The 15696-nt window shown below is 36.1% G+C and carries 15 protein-coding genes and 4 pseudogenes; all 19 read left to right on the top strand.

The window, feature by feature from the left end:
- Positions 1-121: 121 nt before the first annotated feature.
- The 19 genes and pseudogenes from MKX82_RS18240 (at position 122) to MKX82_RS18150 (ending at position 14803) form a co-directional block, all read left to right on the top strand.
- Positions 122-496 carry a YkvA family protein gene (locus MKX82_RS18240; RefSeq protein WP_251646632.1) on the top strand — a complete coding sequence of 125 codons (375 nt, stop codon included), beginning with the start codon at positions 122-124 and terminating at the stop codon, positions 494-496.
- Positions 497-684: 188 nt separating this feature from the next.
- Positions 685-2631: a T7SS effector LXG polymorphic toxin gene (locus MKX82_RS18235; RefSeq protein ID WP_341078985.1), complete on the top strand. Its 1947-nt coding sequence runs from the start codon at positions 685-687 to the stop codon at positions 2629-2631.
- Between the two features lie 5 nt (positions 2632-2636).
- Positions 2637-3122: a DUF6985 domain-containing protein gene (locus MKX82_RS18230; RefSeq protein WP_034767638.1), complete on the top strand. Its 486-nt coding sequence runs from the start codon at positions 2637-2639 to the stop codon at positions 3120-3122.
- A gap of 417 nt (positions 3123-3539) precedes the next feature.
- A complete protein-coding gene (locus MKX82_RS18225) occupies positions 3540-4316 on the top strand; it encodes a recombinase family protein (protein WP_034767640.1) in 777 nt (258 codons plus the stop codon).
- Positions 4317-4473: 157 nt separating this feature from the next.
- Positions 4474-5712: an IS110 family transposase gene (locus MKX82_RS18220; RefSeq protein WP_341078982.1), complete on the top strand. Its 1239-nt coding sequence runs from the start codon at positions 4474-4476 to the stop codon at positions 5710-5712.
- Positions 5713-5770: 58 nt separating this feature from the next.
- Positions 5771-6283, top strand: a complete 513-nt coding sequence (locus MKX82_RS18215) for a DNA/RNA non-specific endonuclease (protein ID WP_341079580.1) — start codon at positions 5771-5773, stop codon at positions 6281-6283.
- 5 nt (positions 6284-6288) lie between these two features.
- The gene (locus tag MKX82_RS18210) at positions 6289-6768 is read left to right on the top strand and encodes an immunity protein YezG family protein (protein WP_341078981.1); all 480 of its coding nucleotides are present in this window, start codon (positions 6289-6291) and stop codon (positions 6766-6768) included.
- A gap of 393 nt (positions 6769-7161) precedes the next feature.
- Positions 7162-7582 (top strand): annotated as a pseudogene (locus MKX82_RS18205) (recombinase family protein); the annotation flags it as partial.
- 36 nt (positions 7583-7618) lie between these two features.
- Positions 7619-7889, top strand: a pseudogene (locus MKX82_RS18200) (recombinase family protein); the annotation flags it as partial.
- 65 nt (positions 7890-7954) lie between these two features.
- Entirely contained in the window at positions 7955-8470 is a 516-nt protein-coding gene (locus MKX82_RS18195) for a SecY-interacting protein Syd (RefSeq protein ID WP_251648139.1), read from the top strand.
- Positions 8471-9031: 561 nt separating this feature from the next.
- A complete protein-coding gene (locus tag MKX82_RS18190) occupies positions 9032-9388 on the top strand; it encodes an Imm3 family immunity protein (protein WP_341078979.1) in 357 nt (118 codons plus the stop codon).
- A gap of 188 nt (positions 9389-9576) precedes the next feature.
- Positions 9577-10284: pseudogene (locus MKX82_RS18185) on the top strand (hypothetical protein); the annotation flags it as partial.
- 297 nt (positions 10285-10581) lie between these two features.
- On the top strand, positions 10582-10746 hold the full coding sequence (locus MKX82_RS18180) for a hypothetical protein (RefSeq protein ID WP_341078977.1): 165 nt from the start codon (positions 10582-10584) through the stop codon (positions 10744-10746).
- Positions 10747-10776: 30 nt separating this feature from the next.
- Entirely contained in the window at positions 10777-11190 is a 414-nt protein-coding gene (locus tag MKX82_RS18175; RefSeq protein ID WP_341078974.1) for an Imm30 family immunity protein, read from the top strand.
- Positions 11191-11320: 130 nt separating this feature from the next.
- Complete coding sequence (locus MKX82_RS18170) at positions 11321-12052, top strand: DUF4261 domain-containing protein (RefSeq protein ID WP_341078973.1); 732 nt, start codon at positions 11321-11323, stop codon at positions 12050-12052.
- A gap of 210 nt (positions 12053-12262) precedes the next feature.
- Positions 12263-12753: pseudogene (locus tag MKX82_RS18165) on the top strand (immunity protein YezG family protein).
- Positions 12754-12873: 120 nt separating this feature from the next.
- Positions 12874-13182, top strand: coding sequence for an immunity 22 family protein (locus MKX82_RS18160; protein ID WP_341078970.1), 309 nt, complete (start codon positions 12874-12876; stop codon positions 13180-13182).
- Positions 13183-13596: 414 nt separating this feature from the next.
- On the top strand, positions 13597-14280 hold the full coding sequence (locus tag MKX82_RS18155; RefSeq protein WP_445738834.1) for an SMI1/KNR4 family protein: 684 nt from the start codon (positions 13597-13599) through the stop codon (positions 14278-14280).
- 94 nt (positions 14281-14374) lie between these two features.
- Entirely contained in the window at positions 14375-14803 is a 429-nt protein-coding gene (locus MKX82_RS18150; RefSeq protein ID WP_341078968.1) for an Imm6 family immunity protein, read from the top strand.
- Positions 14804-15696 lie beyond the last annotated feature (893 nt).

Raw genomic sequence — 15696 nt, 5'->3', positions numbered from 1 at the left:
AATTTTTTCCAAGTAAGGCGAACAGCAATACATTTTCCCTCTGTTTTTAGTATGATAGAAGTAGATAAATAACAAGGAGGCGATATGGTTGGAGAATAAGCAAGAAGAACTTCAAGTGACGATGAATGCTGCCGGAAAACATTTCTCAGAGGAGAAGTTCTGGGGAAAGCTCGCGAAGTTTGCCAAAAAGGCAGGCGCATCTGTCGTGTATGCAGTGCTGCTCTTGTATTTCACATTAAAGAAGCCAGAAGTGCCGGTTAAAGCGAAAACCACGATAATCGGGGCCTTAGGCTATTTCATTCTTCCCATTGATTTAATTCCAGATATGGCAGTCGGAATCGGATTTACAGATGACCTCGGAGCGTTAGGAATTGCACTGATTCAAGTAGCGATGTATATAGATGAAGATACAAAGCAAAAAGCAAAGCAGAAATTAGCAGACTGGTTTGGAGGCAATGTCAGCACAAAAGAGATTGACGCTAAAATCGGCGGTTAACGATAGGTGCTAAGAAAGTTGTATGAACAGTGAAAGTAAATTATGGGTATTTCGACTGGTGTAAAATGAACCTTTTGGCATATGAAAACAGCTTTTTTCTTTTTTACAATAAAAGGATATTAGGTAATATATCGGATAATGAGGCTTTACATGTTCGAAATCCTTTGTGAAAAAGAGAGGAGAGTTTCGTGAAAATACTAGATGCTTCCAGTTTACAAGATACAATGGAACAGAGGGCGAAGCATTATGATAAGCTTCGCGACCAGTTTACCGCACTACGAAAGGCCTTTCAGGAAATCATTGATTTAGACGACTTCGAAGGAAGAGGCGCCGAAGCAATCAAAGCCTTTTACCAAGGCCAAATCGAAGTAGTCGAAGCATGGCAGCGCCTGTTTGACAGACAAATCGCCTTTTTTGAAAGCGTCGGCGGCAAGCTCAGCGACAAGGATTTAGACGGCAACACAAGAGTAGAGACAGCCTTTCTGGAAGAAGATCTTGTCCAGAAAGAACGCCAAGCAGATGAAATGATAACCGAGCAGCGCCGCGCACTCGAAAACATCTTTCGGGATATCGATGATCTCGTCTCATTAGATGCCTTTTCCCGAGATAAATTCGATGATTTAATGATGGACGCAAGCAAAAAGCGCACAAAAACAATCGAAGCAGTCGAAGATACAGATCAAGAACTAAAAGAAGAATATCTGACCTCAGAAGGGGAAGAAGCCTATGCCATTCAGCTGTTCAGTGCCTTGCTTGGCGCAACAAAACAAGGCAGCAGCATCTCCCCCATCCATTTCGACGCAGATGCCTATCAAGCAAGCGACATCTACAAGCTGAAAGGAGAGGCAGAAGCCGCCACCTTAAGCTACATTACATACAAAAAAGAAGAACAACAAGCAAGAGAAATCGCCGAACAGCCCACATCCGAAAAAGTATGGGGCGGCATCAAAAGCTTCGTCGGCGAATTCACTGGCTATTATGATTACAAGCGCGCAGTCGAAGGCGTCGATCCCGTCACAGGCGAAAAGATGTCAACCGCACAGCGCTTAGCAGCAGGAGGTATGGCATTAGCCGGCTTCATTCCAGTCGTCGGCTGGGCAGGCAGAGCCGTCAAAGGCGGCAAAGGCATCTATTCGGCAACAAAAGGAATCAGCGCCGCCGAAAATGCCATGAGCACCTACAAAAACGTAAAAGCCTTCAGCACCCTAGAAAAAACCGAAATGGGCATCTACGGTCTCCTTTCCGCCAACGGCCTGTCCGAATACGTAACCGGCAAAGACATGTTCGGAAACGAACTCACAGACCAGCAGCGCCAAGCAAGCCTAACCCAAAGCATCTTCGCAGGCCTACCATTTGTGCCAGGTATGGCGAAAGAAGCAAACCGACTCGGCCAACAAGCCTTGAACTCCACCGTGCAGATTGGCAAGCAAGGAGCGGATGTTTCAAGAGCGTTTATGGATGATCTTGGACGTAGTCTTAATACTTCTCCTAATGCAGCGTTTGCGGGTGGGGTTGGTAATATGAGTTCCTACTTGAAAGCTGAGAGCAGGGCTGATGTTGGGAAGGTTAGTGGGGATAAGGAAGAGTATTTGAGTATGTTGAGTGGGCGTGCTAGTGGTGTTGTGGATAAGGGTACGGATAATTATAGGCAAATAGACTTTACAAGAGGTTTTGACGTAGACCCTAAATACAGTACTTATGAACAAAGGGTAAAAACTACCCCTGTTAACAAAGGTGAATGGAGTAACGAACGAGCAGAATCGTTATTTATCTCCGATAAGACCGGTGAAATAAAAAAATACCTTGATGAAGCTGGTGTTGATGGAGTTGAGTATAAAAACGGAATGCCAGACTTTTCTCCATTTTCCAAAGGTGAAATTAAATTAGAAAATATGACTAATGATAGAAAATCAAACTTTTCGACTGCTGATGAAGAATTGGCTAAAAAGTGGAGTACACCAGAACAAAAATGGACAGCAGAAGATATAGCTGATTGGCGAGAAGATAATAAATATACTTGGCATGAACTTAACGACTTGGAAACAATACAATTGGTGCCAAGTAAAATCAATAGTGTTTTTAAACATTTGGGTGGAGTTGGAGAATATAATATAAAAGTTAAGTTAGGAGAGTAATTAGGATGGCTATAATCAATGATGAATTATTTGGAAAGCTTGAATATAAAAACAATTTTTGGAGAGGAAAAACAACCATTAGAATGTTTGATTTGGAAAGAGAAATACTTTTAAGTGTTGATGCACATGAAAACGCTGATTTTTCAAATGTGCAAAGAGAAGCATTTATTAACTTTAATCAAGAAATGAATAACATAATACATGAGGCTGAAAAGCAAGTCTACGATTACTATATTGAGAACTATGAAGAGTATAGAGAGATGTTAGGTAATGAATCAGAAGCAGATAAATTTGCACCAAAGATTGATTCTATCTCAGATTTAAAAGGAATAGTAAAGCCAGTTGAATTAATTGTAAGAAGAGTAAGAAAGAATGGAAAAAGAAGATTAGGTTTACTTTGTGATGTTTCCTGGGATATTGACAATGGGATGGGAATAAAAATCGAAGATGAAATGGTAGAAGAAGTAGGTTATCAAGATATTGTATTATAACTTTCGAAATATTCTGGACGATAAAGTTGACCTTGAATGGAAGTGAGTTCCTTCAAGGTTTTTTCCATAATTAATAGATGAGAGGTAATTTAAAAAGACTGTATGAAATTCATAACTCATGAAGGTTGTACCATCATGGAGTATCGGTTTAATACTTGGATAGTAAAAAAAGTATGATAATTAGGCGAGATGACATTTTACATGGCAGGGGTAGTTATGACAGGGAATGGCTAAAAAACTAACGAGAATGACAAAGCTCGTGGCGATAAAAGGTAGGTTACGTAAGAAGGTAACTAGTTTAGCGTCAAGGCAGACAAAAATTGGGTTGTGTTTTTACAAGAGACGGTTGTATAATACTCGCTATTCGTTTAAAAAGCGTTACACAAATTACAATTTATGTAACGGGAGGGTGAAAAGTTGAACGTTGTTGGGTATATACGAGTCTCCACTCAAGGGCAGGCAAGAGATGGATATAGCTTGAAATATCAAGAAGAGGAAATTAAAGCATATTGTAAGGAACAAGGCTTAAACTTGATTCATATTTTTAGAGACGAAGGAATTAGTGGCGCAAAACTAAATGAAGAAGCATTAGAAATTGACAGGGTGGGCTTACAGGAGATGTTGGCTCACCTTTCGTCTGTCCAAATTGATTATGTGGTGGTGCTCAACACAAGCCGATTATGGCGGTCAGATATTGTGAAGGTGCTGATTCAACGAGAGCTGAAAAAATATGGTTGTGACATTAAAAGTATTGAACAACCCTTTTACAGTATCCATAAGAAAGACCCTAACGACTTTTTGGTGAATGGCTTAATGGAATTGTTAGACCAATACCAACGGCTTGAGATAGCACTAAAACTAACGAAAGGCAGAAATAAAAAGGCGAAGGAAGGTGGATATGCAGGGGGAAGGGCAACATTTGGCTATACAAAGCTAAAGGGTGAAAAGGAATTAAAGATACATAACGAGCATGCAGAAGTAGTAAAACGGTTATTTGAGTTAAAAGAGCTACATAAGAAATGGTCACTGTCTAGGTTGGCAGAAGCATTGAATGAAGAAGGGTATCAAACAACGCAAGGGAAAGCATTTACGAAAGTACAAGTGAAGCGAATATTAGACCGAGAAAGTTTTTATCAAGGGATCTATACCTACGGACAAATACAAGCAAATGGCAAACATGAAGCAATAATTTAAAAGGTTACTTAAAAAAGCGACTCATTTTCTTATAAGTTCTTCTGTAAGGTTGAAAATGGATAGGCTTTCGTACCAATGCGCACCGATAGGTGAACGCTCGAACTAAGGTTGCCGGCATTTTCATTCAATAATTGACAACTGAATAGGAGGATGAACGATGAATGAAAAGCAGAAACATATTTATGTGGGTGTAGACTTGCATAAACAGCATCATGTGGCAGTGATCATAAATTGTTGGCAGGAGAAGTTAACTGAATTAACATTAGAAAATAAACCATCTGCTTTCTCCACGTTTTTACTAGATATTGATAAACTGATGGAAGAAGGATTAACGCCTGTATTTGGCTTAGAAGATGTGGGTGGTTACGGTCGAGCGCTGGCACAATATCTAACGGACCATGGACAAGTTGTAAAAGAGGTTAACCCAGCACTTTCGTACGCTGAACGAAAAAGCCATGTGACCGTACAAAAAAGTGATAGCTGGGATGCGGAATGTGTGGCTAGAATATTGGTAAGACAACTTAGCCAATTGCCTGAAGCTAAACCACATGATTTATTTTGGTCGATACAACAATTGGTCACTAGAAGAAATGCATTGGTGAAAGCTCAAGGTGCTTTAAAAAACCAACTGCATATTCAATTGAGCCATCATTATCCAAGCTATAAGAAGTTTTTCTCCGAGGTGGATGGGAAAACAGCTTTAGCATTTTGGGAACGATACCCATCACCGTCTTGTTTAGAAGGTGTGAGTATAAAACAATTGACCACCTTCTTATTAGAAGTGAGCCATAATACTTGTTCGGTGAAAAAAGCGAATGAAATATTGAAGCTAGTAATAGAAGATGGGAACACAACAAAAGAACATCAAGAAACGCGAGACTTTCTAGTAAGAAGCATCGTTCGAGACATCACGTTTAAAAAGAAGGAAATGAACTATGTGGAAGGCGAATTAAAAGAGTTAATGAGCTTACTAGACTTTCAACTAGACTCCATGCCAGGCATTGACCTCGTAACAGCTTCCGCTTTAATTGCGGAGATTGGTGACGTTAGACGTTTTCCAAATGCCAACAAATTAGCACGGTTCGCGGGCATAGCGCCTGTGTACATTGGCTCTGGTGGGAAAGGTAAGGAACGAAAAAGCAAGCAGGGAAACAGGGCATTACACGCGTTATTCTACAACTTGGCAGTTCAGCAAGTGCAAGTAGCAAAAGGAAGTAAGCTACCACGGAACCCGGTTTTTCATGCTTACTACCAACGTAAACTTAAAGAAGGCAAGACAAAAGGACAAGCGTTGGTTTGTATTATGAGAAGGCTTGTGAATATTATTTATGGCATGATGAAGCATAAAACTGCTTATGAACTGCCCATAATTAACAATCAAGAAAGAGTTTCATAGGGGTATAAATGGTTGTCTAGCTTTTAAGATTACAACATAGGGTACGGGTAATGGTAATATAGTCAACGAAGTTAAAGAAATTGATTTTGGAAAGCACATAATAAAAGGTGAAAATGGTAAGAAACAACTACTCCCAAATACTAAGTACGTAACCAATGATAACTACAAATATACTACCGATGAACTGGGACGTATTGTAAATGTAGATGCTCCCGAACTTGTATTGAAAAAGGCTAATAGAAATAAATACGCTCAGGCAAATGTAGGGGGAAGAGACAGATTACCAGATGATGATGGCGGACATTTAATAGGAGCACAATTTAATGGTCCTCCTGATATTGATAATCTTGTACCACAAAATAGTCAAATTAATAGGAGGGGTGGAGTTTGGTACGAAATGGAGACTGAATGGGCCAATGCATTGAAAGAGGTACCACCCAAGAAAGTCTCTGTTAGTATTGAACCGATCTATTCTAATAATTCAATGCGACCAGATTCCTTTATGGTCGAATATGAAATTGAAGGCCAATTTCCAGTGATTCGCGAGATTGCAAATAAATCAGGAGGCTGATATTGATGAGTTTTGAAACAGAATTAAACGAGTTATATAAAGAAATTGCACAACAGGTTAACGATATGATTCCAACTGAATGGGATAATTTCTATTTTAATGGTGAAGTTAAGGAAGGAGAAGGAGGAGTTTTCTTCTTTTTTACGCCAAAAGGTGAGGAACAACACATTTTTTCACATTATATTCCAAAATTATATAGTGTAGATAAGAGGGCTTATAATAAAGAACTACATAAATTATTTCAACTTACTGTTGAACTCCAAAAAGTTTTTACTGATAATGACCAAGAATCTTGGTTTTCAGTGACATTAATATTGAATGATACAGGTAAATTAAACGTACATTTTGATTATACAAATTGGCATGAAAGTGAATTTGGTCCAACAGATAGAATTAAGTATTTTGAATATAAATATATAAGTCAAAACAAAGAACAGCTAGATTTTGATTTATTAGAGAGAATGAAGGAATTTGAAGCAAAGTAAACTATAAAGCACTTGGTTGCCTTTTAGGCAACAGGTGCTTTTGTTTTTGGTGAAGTAAGAACAACATGAATGAGACCAGTTTGAAATTCAAAGCTCATGAAGGTAGTACCATAATGGAGTATTGATTTAATATTTGGATTTTGCGAGAAGCACGATAACCAGACGAGATGACATTTTATATGGCAGGGGTAGTTATGACAGGGAATGGCTAAAAAACTAACGAGAATGACAAAGCTCGTGGCGATAAAAGGTAGGTTACGTAAGAAGGTAACTAGTTTAGCAACAGGGCAGACAAAAATTGTGTTGTATTTTTACAAGAGACGGTCGTATAATACTCGCTATTCGTTAAAAAGCGTTACGAAAATAAAAATTATGTAACGGGAGGGTGAGTATTTGAACGTTTTAGGGTATTTACGAGTCTCAACAAAGGTCAAGCAAGAGATGGATACAGCTTGAAATATCAAGAAGACGAAATTAAAGCGTACTGTAAGGAACAAGGTTGGAAATTGATTCATATTTTTAGAGATGAAAGAATTAGTGGCGCCAAATTGAATGACGAAGTATTTGAAATAGACAGGGGGGCTTACAGGAGATGTTGGCTCACCTTTCGTTTGTCCATATTGATTATGTGGTAGTGCTCAATACAAGACGATTATGGCGCTCAGATATTGTGAAGGTGCTGATACAACGAGAGCTGAAGAAATATGACTGTGACATTAAAAGCATTGAACAACCTATGTACAGTATCCATAAGAAAGACCCCAATGACTTTTTGGTAAATGGCTTAATGGAGTTATTAGACCAATATCAACGGGAGGTATTTATGATGGGAAAGTAAGTAGTTGGTTACATACGAGTTTACAAGCACATGATGAGTATAGTTTAGCCAATCAAGTAGAAGAGAGTGAACGTTACTGTAACAAAAATAATTTAGAACTACTTCGTGTGTATGAAGATAGAGATTAAGCGGAGCGACTGTTGATGAGGAGGGATTAACAGTTGAAAGTGATGGACTACAAGAACTATTGTCCGATATGGCGTATAAACAAGTAAGCTATGTTGTTGTGTTGGATACATCACGATTCTGGCGCTCTAATATGGCGAAAGTATTGATACAAAAATATGCTGAACTATTAGAAAAATTCTTAGAAAAGTAAGGGTGATTATTTTGGTAATGAAGGATGCTATGAGCAAATATTTTAATTTAAGAAAAGAATATTTTGATAAAGGGTTAGATTTTTTATTTAAAATGCCATATAACGAAGAAGTTGATTCATTTATATATCAAGGTGAAATGGATGATGAAGAAGAAATTTCATGGAAACCTATTGAAAAAGATAATAAGAATGATTTAACGACGATTGAGGAAAGATTTGAAATTAAACTGCACACTTCAATTGATGACTATTTTAATTCTTATTGGTTTGCTGATTTAGATGGATTTATTGGTAATCATTATATTAAGTTAGAACCTGTATTACCAAATATTGAATTGGATTCCTTCGAAAGTGTTTTAGAAGGATATAAAAACAATCATAATAAGCTTGATAAGACTCCAATAGGTATAGAGGGGAACGGTTTGATAGTTGTTTTAGATAATGTAAGTGGTAAGGTTGAATTGGAAGATTTTGAACGAGGTACGTTCGAAGTGATTTCGGATAGTCTAGATGAGTTAATTTCTAGTTTAAAGTTACAAAAATAATATACTAAGAACATTTATATGAAAAAAATGTAGGATATGAAGTGTGTAGCCCAAGTGTTAGATACTATTGGACTGCAGTTTTTTATAGAAAGATGTATATATGGTAACATAAAATTAAGCTAAGACCTACAAAATTTATGCTACATAAAAAACATATGAACTTAAAGCACTTCTTTGTGATCTGACCCAAAAAAGTTAGACAATATATTTAGGCAGTTTCCAAGATCTGAGTTCGGTATTCTACTGGACTCAGCTTGTTTAGTTTTGCCTCGAGTTATATGCTCTATATACTTATCAACACTAAAAATTAAACCAGAAATCATCCAATCCTGCTTTATCAAATGAATATATGACTGTTTTGGAAGGGAATGAAATAAAAGCAGTATTAAACGAAATCGAGTAAATACTTATAAAGACTCTAAGTAAACTTAATCTGTACAGAAAGCCAAACATGGAATGAGGCACTTGGAAGCAAATAGATTCAGTAACAGAAGCACGTATAATTGATAGAGTGAAAGAGCAAGAGGGTCAGTATAAAAAAGCTGGAAGAGGAGTGATTTCGTGGAAGACTGGGATTATCATGAAATATTTGAGGCAATTAATGAAGAATATAATGATTATTTAAAATTAAATAGGGGACATGAATATGCAATAGCAAGAACTGTTAATGAGTATATAAATCTTGGAAAGATAGAAGATTTTATTGTTGATACTGCTGTAGGTGAAATATTGTTATCCAAAAATAAGGTCTTTATTGGTTATGTTGAAGGTATAACAAAGAGATTAAGTATGTTTAAAGATTTAGATGTTACAAACGAACTGACACAAGAAGAAATTGCAAACTTGACTAATAGGATAGAGACAGTATTGGATGGTCTAAGTAAGGCTGAAATAGATTATAACCCTTATTCCGAGTAGTATTTACTAAATAAGAAAATTTTTAAACTATGATTATTAAAATACTTAACTATAAAGTACTTGATTTCTCTTTTAGGAAATCAGGTTTTTTTATGAGAAGCTAGAGTTATAGTAAACATTTCTATAAATTAACCGGCTATTATGATTACAAGCGCGCAGTCGAAGGCGTCGATCCCGTCACAGGCGAAAAGATGTCAACCGCACAGCGCTTAGCAGCAGGCGGTATGGTATTAGCCGGCTTTATCCCAGTCGTCGGCTGGGCAGGCAGAGCAGTTAAAGGCGGAAAAGGCATCTATTCAGCCGCAAAAGGAATCAGCGCCGCCGAAAATGCCATGAGCACCTACAAAAACGTAAATGTCTTCAGCACCCTAGAAAAAACCGAAATGGGCATCTACGGCCTCCTTTCCGCCAACGGCCTGTCCGAATACGTAACCGGCAAAGACATGTTCGGAAACGAACTCACAGACCAGCAGCGCCAAGCAAGCCTAACCCAAAGTATTTTCGCCGGCCTACCATTTGTGCCAGGTCTGGCGAAAGAAGCCAACCGACTTGGCCAACAAGCCTTGAACTCCACCGTGCAGATTGGCAAGCAAGGAGCGGATGTTTCAAGAGCGTTTATGGATGATCTTGGACGTAGTCTAAATACTTCTCCTAATGCAGCGTTTGCAGGTGGAGTTGGCAATATGAGTTCCTACTTGAAAGCTGAGAGCAGGGCTGATGTTGGGAAGGTTAGTGGGGATAAGGAAAGTTATTTGAATAGATTGAGTGGGCGTGTAGTGGGATTAAGAATAAAGAATAAAGAAGTTGTAAAAGAAGGTGGTGCAGATCATGTAATAGGCATATCTGGCACGACCACTCATGTTAAGGAGATAAGGATTCTCATTATGATAAAATAAAGGAGCAAATTCATGAGCGTTATAAACATTTTGTGGAGAATAAAAAACAAAATATACCACAGACGAGTAATGAGTTGCTACCAAATGAGTTGAATCATGGTTACCTAATGAAATAGGCGACAATATAACGGGGCATCACATGCCATTCAATAAATATATGCTGGTATTAAAACTAAAGATAGTTATGCTATGTTCTTAGAACATCCTCATCCAGGACAAGGTGGTAGACATAGAAGAACATTTACTTATGGGTTGAGTAAAACAACAAGGAAAGAGGACTTCGATTTATATATGTCTTTGAAACCACGAGACACCTTAGCATTCGATATTAATGATTTAAGACGGATTCTTAAAGAAGATGGTTTATATAACCAAGAAACTAGAAAGAAGATTGAAGAATATATTAATTACTATAGAACGTATGAACATAATGATGTGAAGATATTTGATGAGCTTGAGTAATTGTGAGAGACGGAAGGGGAGGAAAACACAATGGCTACTTTTAAGGAAGAGATTTCTATTTTACATAAGATGCGTTTTCTTGAAAATGATGGAGATGATATTGAAGTTTTTGAAAATATTCTCAATGAATTATCAAAGCATGGAACGAATGAAATAATCCCTGAACTGTGTACTATTTTTGAAGATGATATCGCGGAACCATCAGCAGGTGATTATCTTATTGAAACCATTTTTTATATTGCCAAGAATAATGGTCTAGAAGAAGGGCTTAATAAATTAGCCATCAGCATACCAAGAATGTTACCTCATGCAGAGTTTTGGGCCGAAAGAATTCATCTGACAATTTTAAATTCAAAGGACTTAGTGGAACCTTATATTAAGGCATTAGAAAATGTTAATAGCCCAACAACAAAAAAAAGATTAATGACATTCTTGTTACTATAAGAGAAGAGGATCAAGATTTATATTTAGAAAAAGTTAATTTCATCTTAGCAAGATTAAGTTAGAAAAAGGAACAATACTAAGACATAATAGAAGTTAAAAATAATTATTGAAACAATAGGGAGATAATATAATGGAATTACCAAAAATCATTTTGGGTATACCTGGAAATTGGGAAACTAGAAGTGAATTTATAGAGGCTATGGCTAGAAAAGGTAATGGTTATGTATATATGGGTAATCATATTGGAAGCCTCAAAGCTCCAGGGGAATTCTTTGATGTAGAAATAAGTGAGTTTAACCCCTATGTAGCTGAAGCTTTTGAAATAGCAGGAAATGGATCATTTGATAAAGAAGACATAATCAGTCTGGAAAATCATAAAAGTATTGTTTATATTTTTGGAGAAGGAGGTTCTTTAGAAAAGGTTATAAAAATTATGGAGGTTGCTAGTGCAGTATTACATGCTGGTGGAGTGGCAGTAAATGTTGAATCTTCTGGAAGAGCTCGCACAAAAGCGGATTGGTTGGAAATAACGATGAGCAAAGATATTACAAGAATATTTACAGCGTTTGTTCAAATGTCTCGTGAAAACAATACATTCTACACTACTGGTATGCAGAGTTTCGGATACCCAGATGTTATTACAACTTCAGATACTATAACCGGTATAGAAGTCGAGACATTGTTTAGAGTATTTTGTTTATATAATCTTATAGAAAGACCGAAGATTACTAGTGGTGAAACATTTAGCTTGGATTCTGATTCCCCTATATACTTATTGAGGCAAGAAAGCTGTACAATATTTGAGGAAGATGACCTATTTTATAATCCATATGGGATGTGGAATCTAGTTTCTCACCAATGACCAAAAAATTAACACTCAAATACTTCAGCACTTGCTTGTATGATACAGCAAGTGCTTTTAACATTACTGACTTTTCTTTTTTTGAGGTGTAATATGGATTTTAACCCTGAATAGCAAGTTTGAGCATATAAGGGAAATAAAAGATGGATAATCCAGATAGTTTCAAAGACTAACTAATGAAATTTTTCAAGGAATGGAAGGTGATTGAGTATGGAACTAGAAATGAATAGACTCTATAGAGAGATAGCTGAAACGGTTAATGGTTTAATTCCGGAAGAGTGGGCTAAGTGTTATTTTTATGCTCAAATATCAGAAACTGGTGGAGGAACTTATTTTTTCTATAATACCCCTGATAGTGAGCAAGTGTATAATTACAGCTTACAAATTCCTTGTAAATATGACATCGATGAAGAGGAATTCGAGAAGAAAGAAGATATTTTGTATAAATTGAGTAAGAAACTAAGGAATGCTTTTAAGGATAATCAGCAAGAACTTTGGTACTCTTTTACAATGTCCCTAAAGAATAATGGTGAATTTAAGATACATTACGATTATACAAATTGGTTCGATACGGACTATAGTTTTAGTGACCAAATGATTATTTGGAAAAATAAGTACTTAGGCAATGTACCAGAAGAAAATAGTAAAGCTTTAATTAATAAGTATCGTATCTTCAAGACTTTCCGAATAATCCTATCTAACAATACGGTCTCTATTAGGCAGTGGAAACAGATATAGCCTTGGGGGAATAATTTATAAAAGGATATAATCATATTTCGAAAGATGAGTGTTACTAATTACGTTTAGTTGGGAGTGACATCATGGGAAATCCAGGTGTTATGTCGTTATGGATAGGTAATTTTAAAACAAAAAATAATCTAAAAGAATATATTGAAATTAAGCTTGATGAAGTTGGAGATAGAATTCAATCGGAATTTATGAACGATTTTGGTATGGATTTTACTAGCTATAACCAAGATCTTTTAGAAATCTCTTTTAGAGCGGTTCCAACTGCATCGTTGACTACCCTTTTAAGTGGATCTTCTTATGAATCTGTAATTTTATTGCAATTTGTTGAACATTATGGGGAAGTATTTTCAGAAACCTATGATTCTGTCATTAAATTATAGGAATTCGAATACGAAGGGAATATCAATAAAGTTAAATTTAAGGATGGAAATTTAACTTATTTAGGTTCCGTTTATTATGAGGAGTAAGATAATTCAGGTAGATTGGAAATTTGCTGATTATATAAAAGGAGAATGTCTAAAAATATAAAAAATATCTAAAGTCTGTGCCACATGAATGGGCAGATTCTCCGTAATTAATAGACTAGGAAGTGTTGAATATATAACAAAGTGCTTAAGTTCATTTAATGCAATTGATGCCGTAGGTGAGCTAACAAATCAGAAAGGATAAGTAAAGTAATGGATCGATTAAAAAATGTAAAGCTTGAATATAATCCTTCAGCCGAACAGTAATAGTAGTTGGATAGTAAATAACATGAACCTTTTCTTTTAGAATAATAAAAAGGAATGATTTTATTGGATAAAATAGCTTTTCTTAAACAATATAGAAAGAGTATTGAGTTTGTATCTGACAAAGACTTGCTGCATATAGAAAACGGAAAAATACCGGGAAAATGGCTAGAGATCTTTCGAGAAGCAGATAAATTTATTCAAAAGGATAAATTAATAGCTTTATGGAAAAGTGTTTGTGAGAAGGAATTAAGCAATACAATTTCATACATAAAAGAAAATTTAGTGGAACTTGAATTAATTATAGACAATGGAAAATATGCAGTACTTTACAGTATTAAAAGTGAAGATGAAGAAATTCACTATTATGAAGGCGGTATTTCAACCAAGTCAGTACTAAATGATTGGGTAGCATTCCCAGAAGTGATTAAGGCGTTTTATGAAGAGTTACATAATGGCTTCTATTATTTCGCAAGTAGTGCTATGGGACTTGTGCCATTTGAGCATGTTACTCGTTTTGATGAGTATGAATGGGGAATACTTGAGGAATTAGATGAACCATTAAGGATTAATATGGAAAAGACTTATGGTTTTTTTCAGAGTGGCATGGGAGGCTATGTTGCTATAGATTTAGACAACAATAATGATGACATAGCAACACTGTGGTTTACTAATGATCAGCCAGAATATAATGTGAGTTTTTGGGACGTTGTTGATGAATGGATTGTGATTGGGATGCAAGATAATTAAAAAAGCTTCCTAATAATTTAATTTAATTGCATTGTAGATTTTTGTTTAAGGGGTCAGCATACAAAACAAATGAATTCTATTTTCAATATTTACAGTGAATATAATAGAGACCGTTGTTACTACTGAAATAGTATTCTCTGTAATCAATAAATCAGATGAAAGATATCCAGTTGGCAGAGATGCTTTGGATAAGTGCTGGCTTTGGGTAGAATCTGGGGCAGTAACAGGAGATGAGCTGTATGAGCTTATTGATAATGCTGACTATACAGGCATCTCGGAATATATGGAGGAAGAAGAAAACTTAAACATTGCTTTGATATGGTCTCTGTTAGTTGATACTGTTGCTTATACAGCATGGGCAGCCTACAAACGAGAAGAAGTAAAATATTTACCGCAATCACTGGAAGGCTTTGCCGCTGATAGTATCACAATTATTTTAAACAGTGCGGTTGAAAATGATTTAATGTTAATAGAAGAGGCTGGGCAAATGAAACTAGCTCTAACTGCTACCAACTTGCACTGACACAGATAAAGTAGATAGACAAGATTTCTTAAAGCTAATCTTCGGTTAATAGACTATAAAAGAAAGATAGCTACAGAACGGAGGAGACAAATGTGGAGCGGCAGGAGAGCCTTATATAAATAAGGGAATGGAGTTTGAATATATACAAAAGGATAACATAACATTTCAATTAATTGTTAGAGACCCTGCCTCAGCACCTGCAGACTTTGAACTCAATGAAAATGAAACTACGAAAATCTTGTAAAAAGAGAGAAAATCAGTAGTTTATATTATCTTAATCAGTATGCAAAGTATAAAGGCCATACCTTTCCAATCTGGGAGATGAAAGAAAATCAATTATTACTAGGCGAAGGAGATTTCTTTATTGCTAAGGAAGTGGGCTTTCTGCCATCTGAACTGCCTTGGGAAAGAGGGTGTATAAGAAGTGGGTTTTGAGGAATGATGTGGAGGATGTTTGAGAGGAGAGAACACTGCTTGAATAAGTCACATAGTAACCCATGCTAAAGTATTGGTTTCGCTCTAGCCTTAAGTTTATGATTCTCTTACGCAAAAAAAAGACCTTACCTAGAAGGTAAGGCTTAAAAGTTATTAAGAACTTCCTTATTGTATAGGAAGAAACTATGTCTGTCATATGAAAATTTTAACAAATATGACTAGTTTTTATTAGAAAAACTAGTCGTTTAGGCTGGGAAAAATTTTTATTAAATCTATATTATTATTTGACGATATATAAGTGTAAGTTCCCCCATCACACAAATAGTACCCCAACCCTAAACTATTGTGTTGATGTGGAGTTTCTTTTCTAGCCTTAAGAGCCCGATGTCCAATGGTGCTTTTAGGGTCTTTTTATGTTTAAGGGTAAATAATGTAAAGCTTTATAAACAGTTGTTTGT

It is taken from the genome of Niallia sp. FSL R7-0271 (genome assembly GCF_038005785.1).
Taxonomy (GTDB): Bacteria; Bacillota; Bacilli; order Bacillales; family Cytobacillaceae; genus Niallia.
This window is presented reverse-complemented; position numbering and strand designations above follow the sequence as displayed.

Excerpts from the sequence above, each read along its gene's own strand:
- MKX82_RS18240 (WP_251646632.1), top strand. The coding sequence starts at position 122 with ATGAATGCTGCCGGAAAACATTTCTCAGAGGAGAAGTTCTGGGGAAAG.
- MKX82_RS18230 (WP_034767638.1), top strand. The coding sequence starts at position 2,637 with ATGGCTATAATCAATGATGAATTATTTGGAAAGCTTGAATATAAAAAC.
- MKX82_RS18220 (WP_341078982.1), top strand. The coding sequence starts at position 4,474 with ATGAATGAAAAGCAGAAACATATTTATGTGGGTGTAGACTTGCATAAA.
- MKX82_RS18210 (WP_341078981.1), top strand. The coding sequence starts at position 6,289 with ATGAGTTTTGAAACAGAATTAAACGAGTTATATAAAGAAATTGCACAA.
- MKX82_RS18195 (WP_251648139.1), top strand. The coding sequence starts at position 7,955 with ATGAGCAAATATTTTAATTTAAGAAAAGAATATTTTGATAAAGGGTTA.
- MKX82_RS18175 (WP_341078974.1), top strand. The coding sequence starts at position 10,777 with ATGGCTACTTTTAAGGAAGAGATTTCTATTTTACATAAGATGCGTTTT.
- MKX82_RS18170 (WP_341078973.1), top strand. The coding sequence starts at position 11,321 with ATGGAATTACCAAAAATCATTTTGGGTATACCTGGAAATTGGGAAACT.
- MKX82_RS18160 (WP_341078970.1), top strand. The coding sequence starts at position 12,874 with ATGGGAAATCCAGGTGTTATGTCGTTATGGATAGGTAATTTTAAAACA.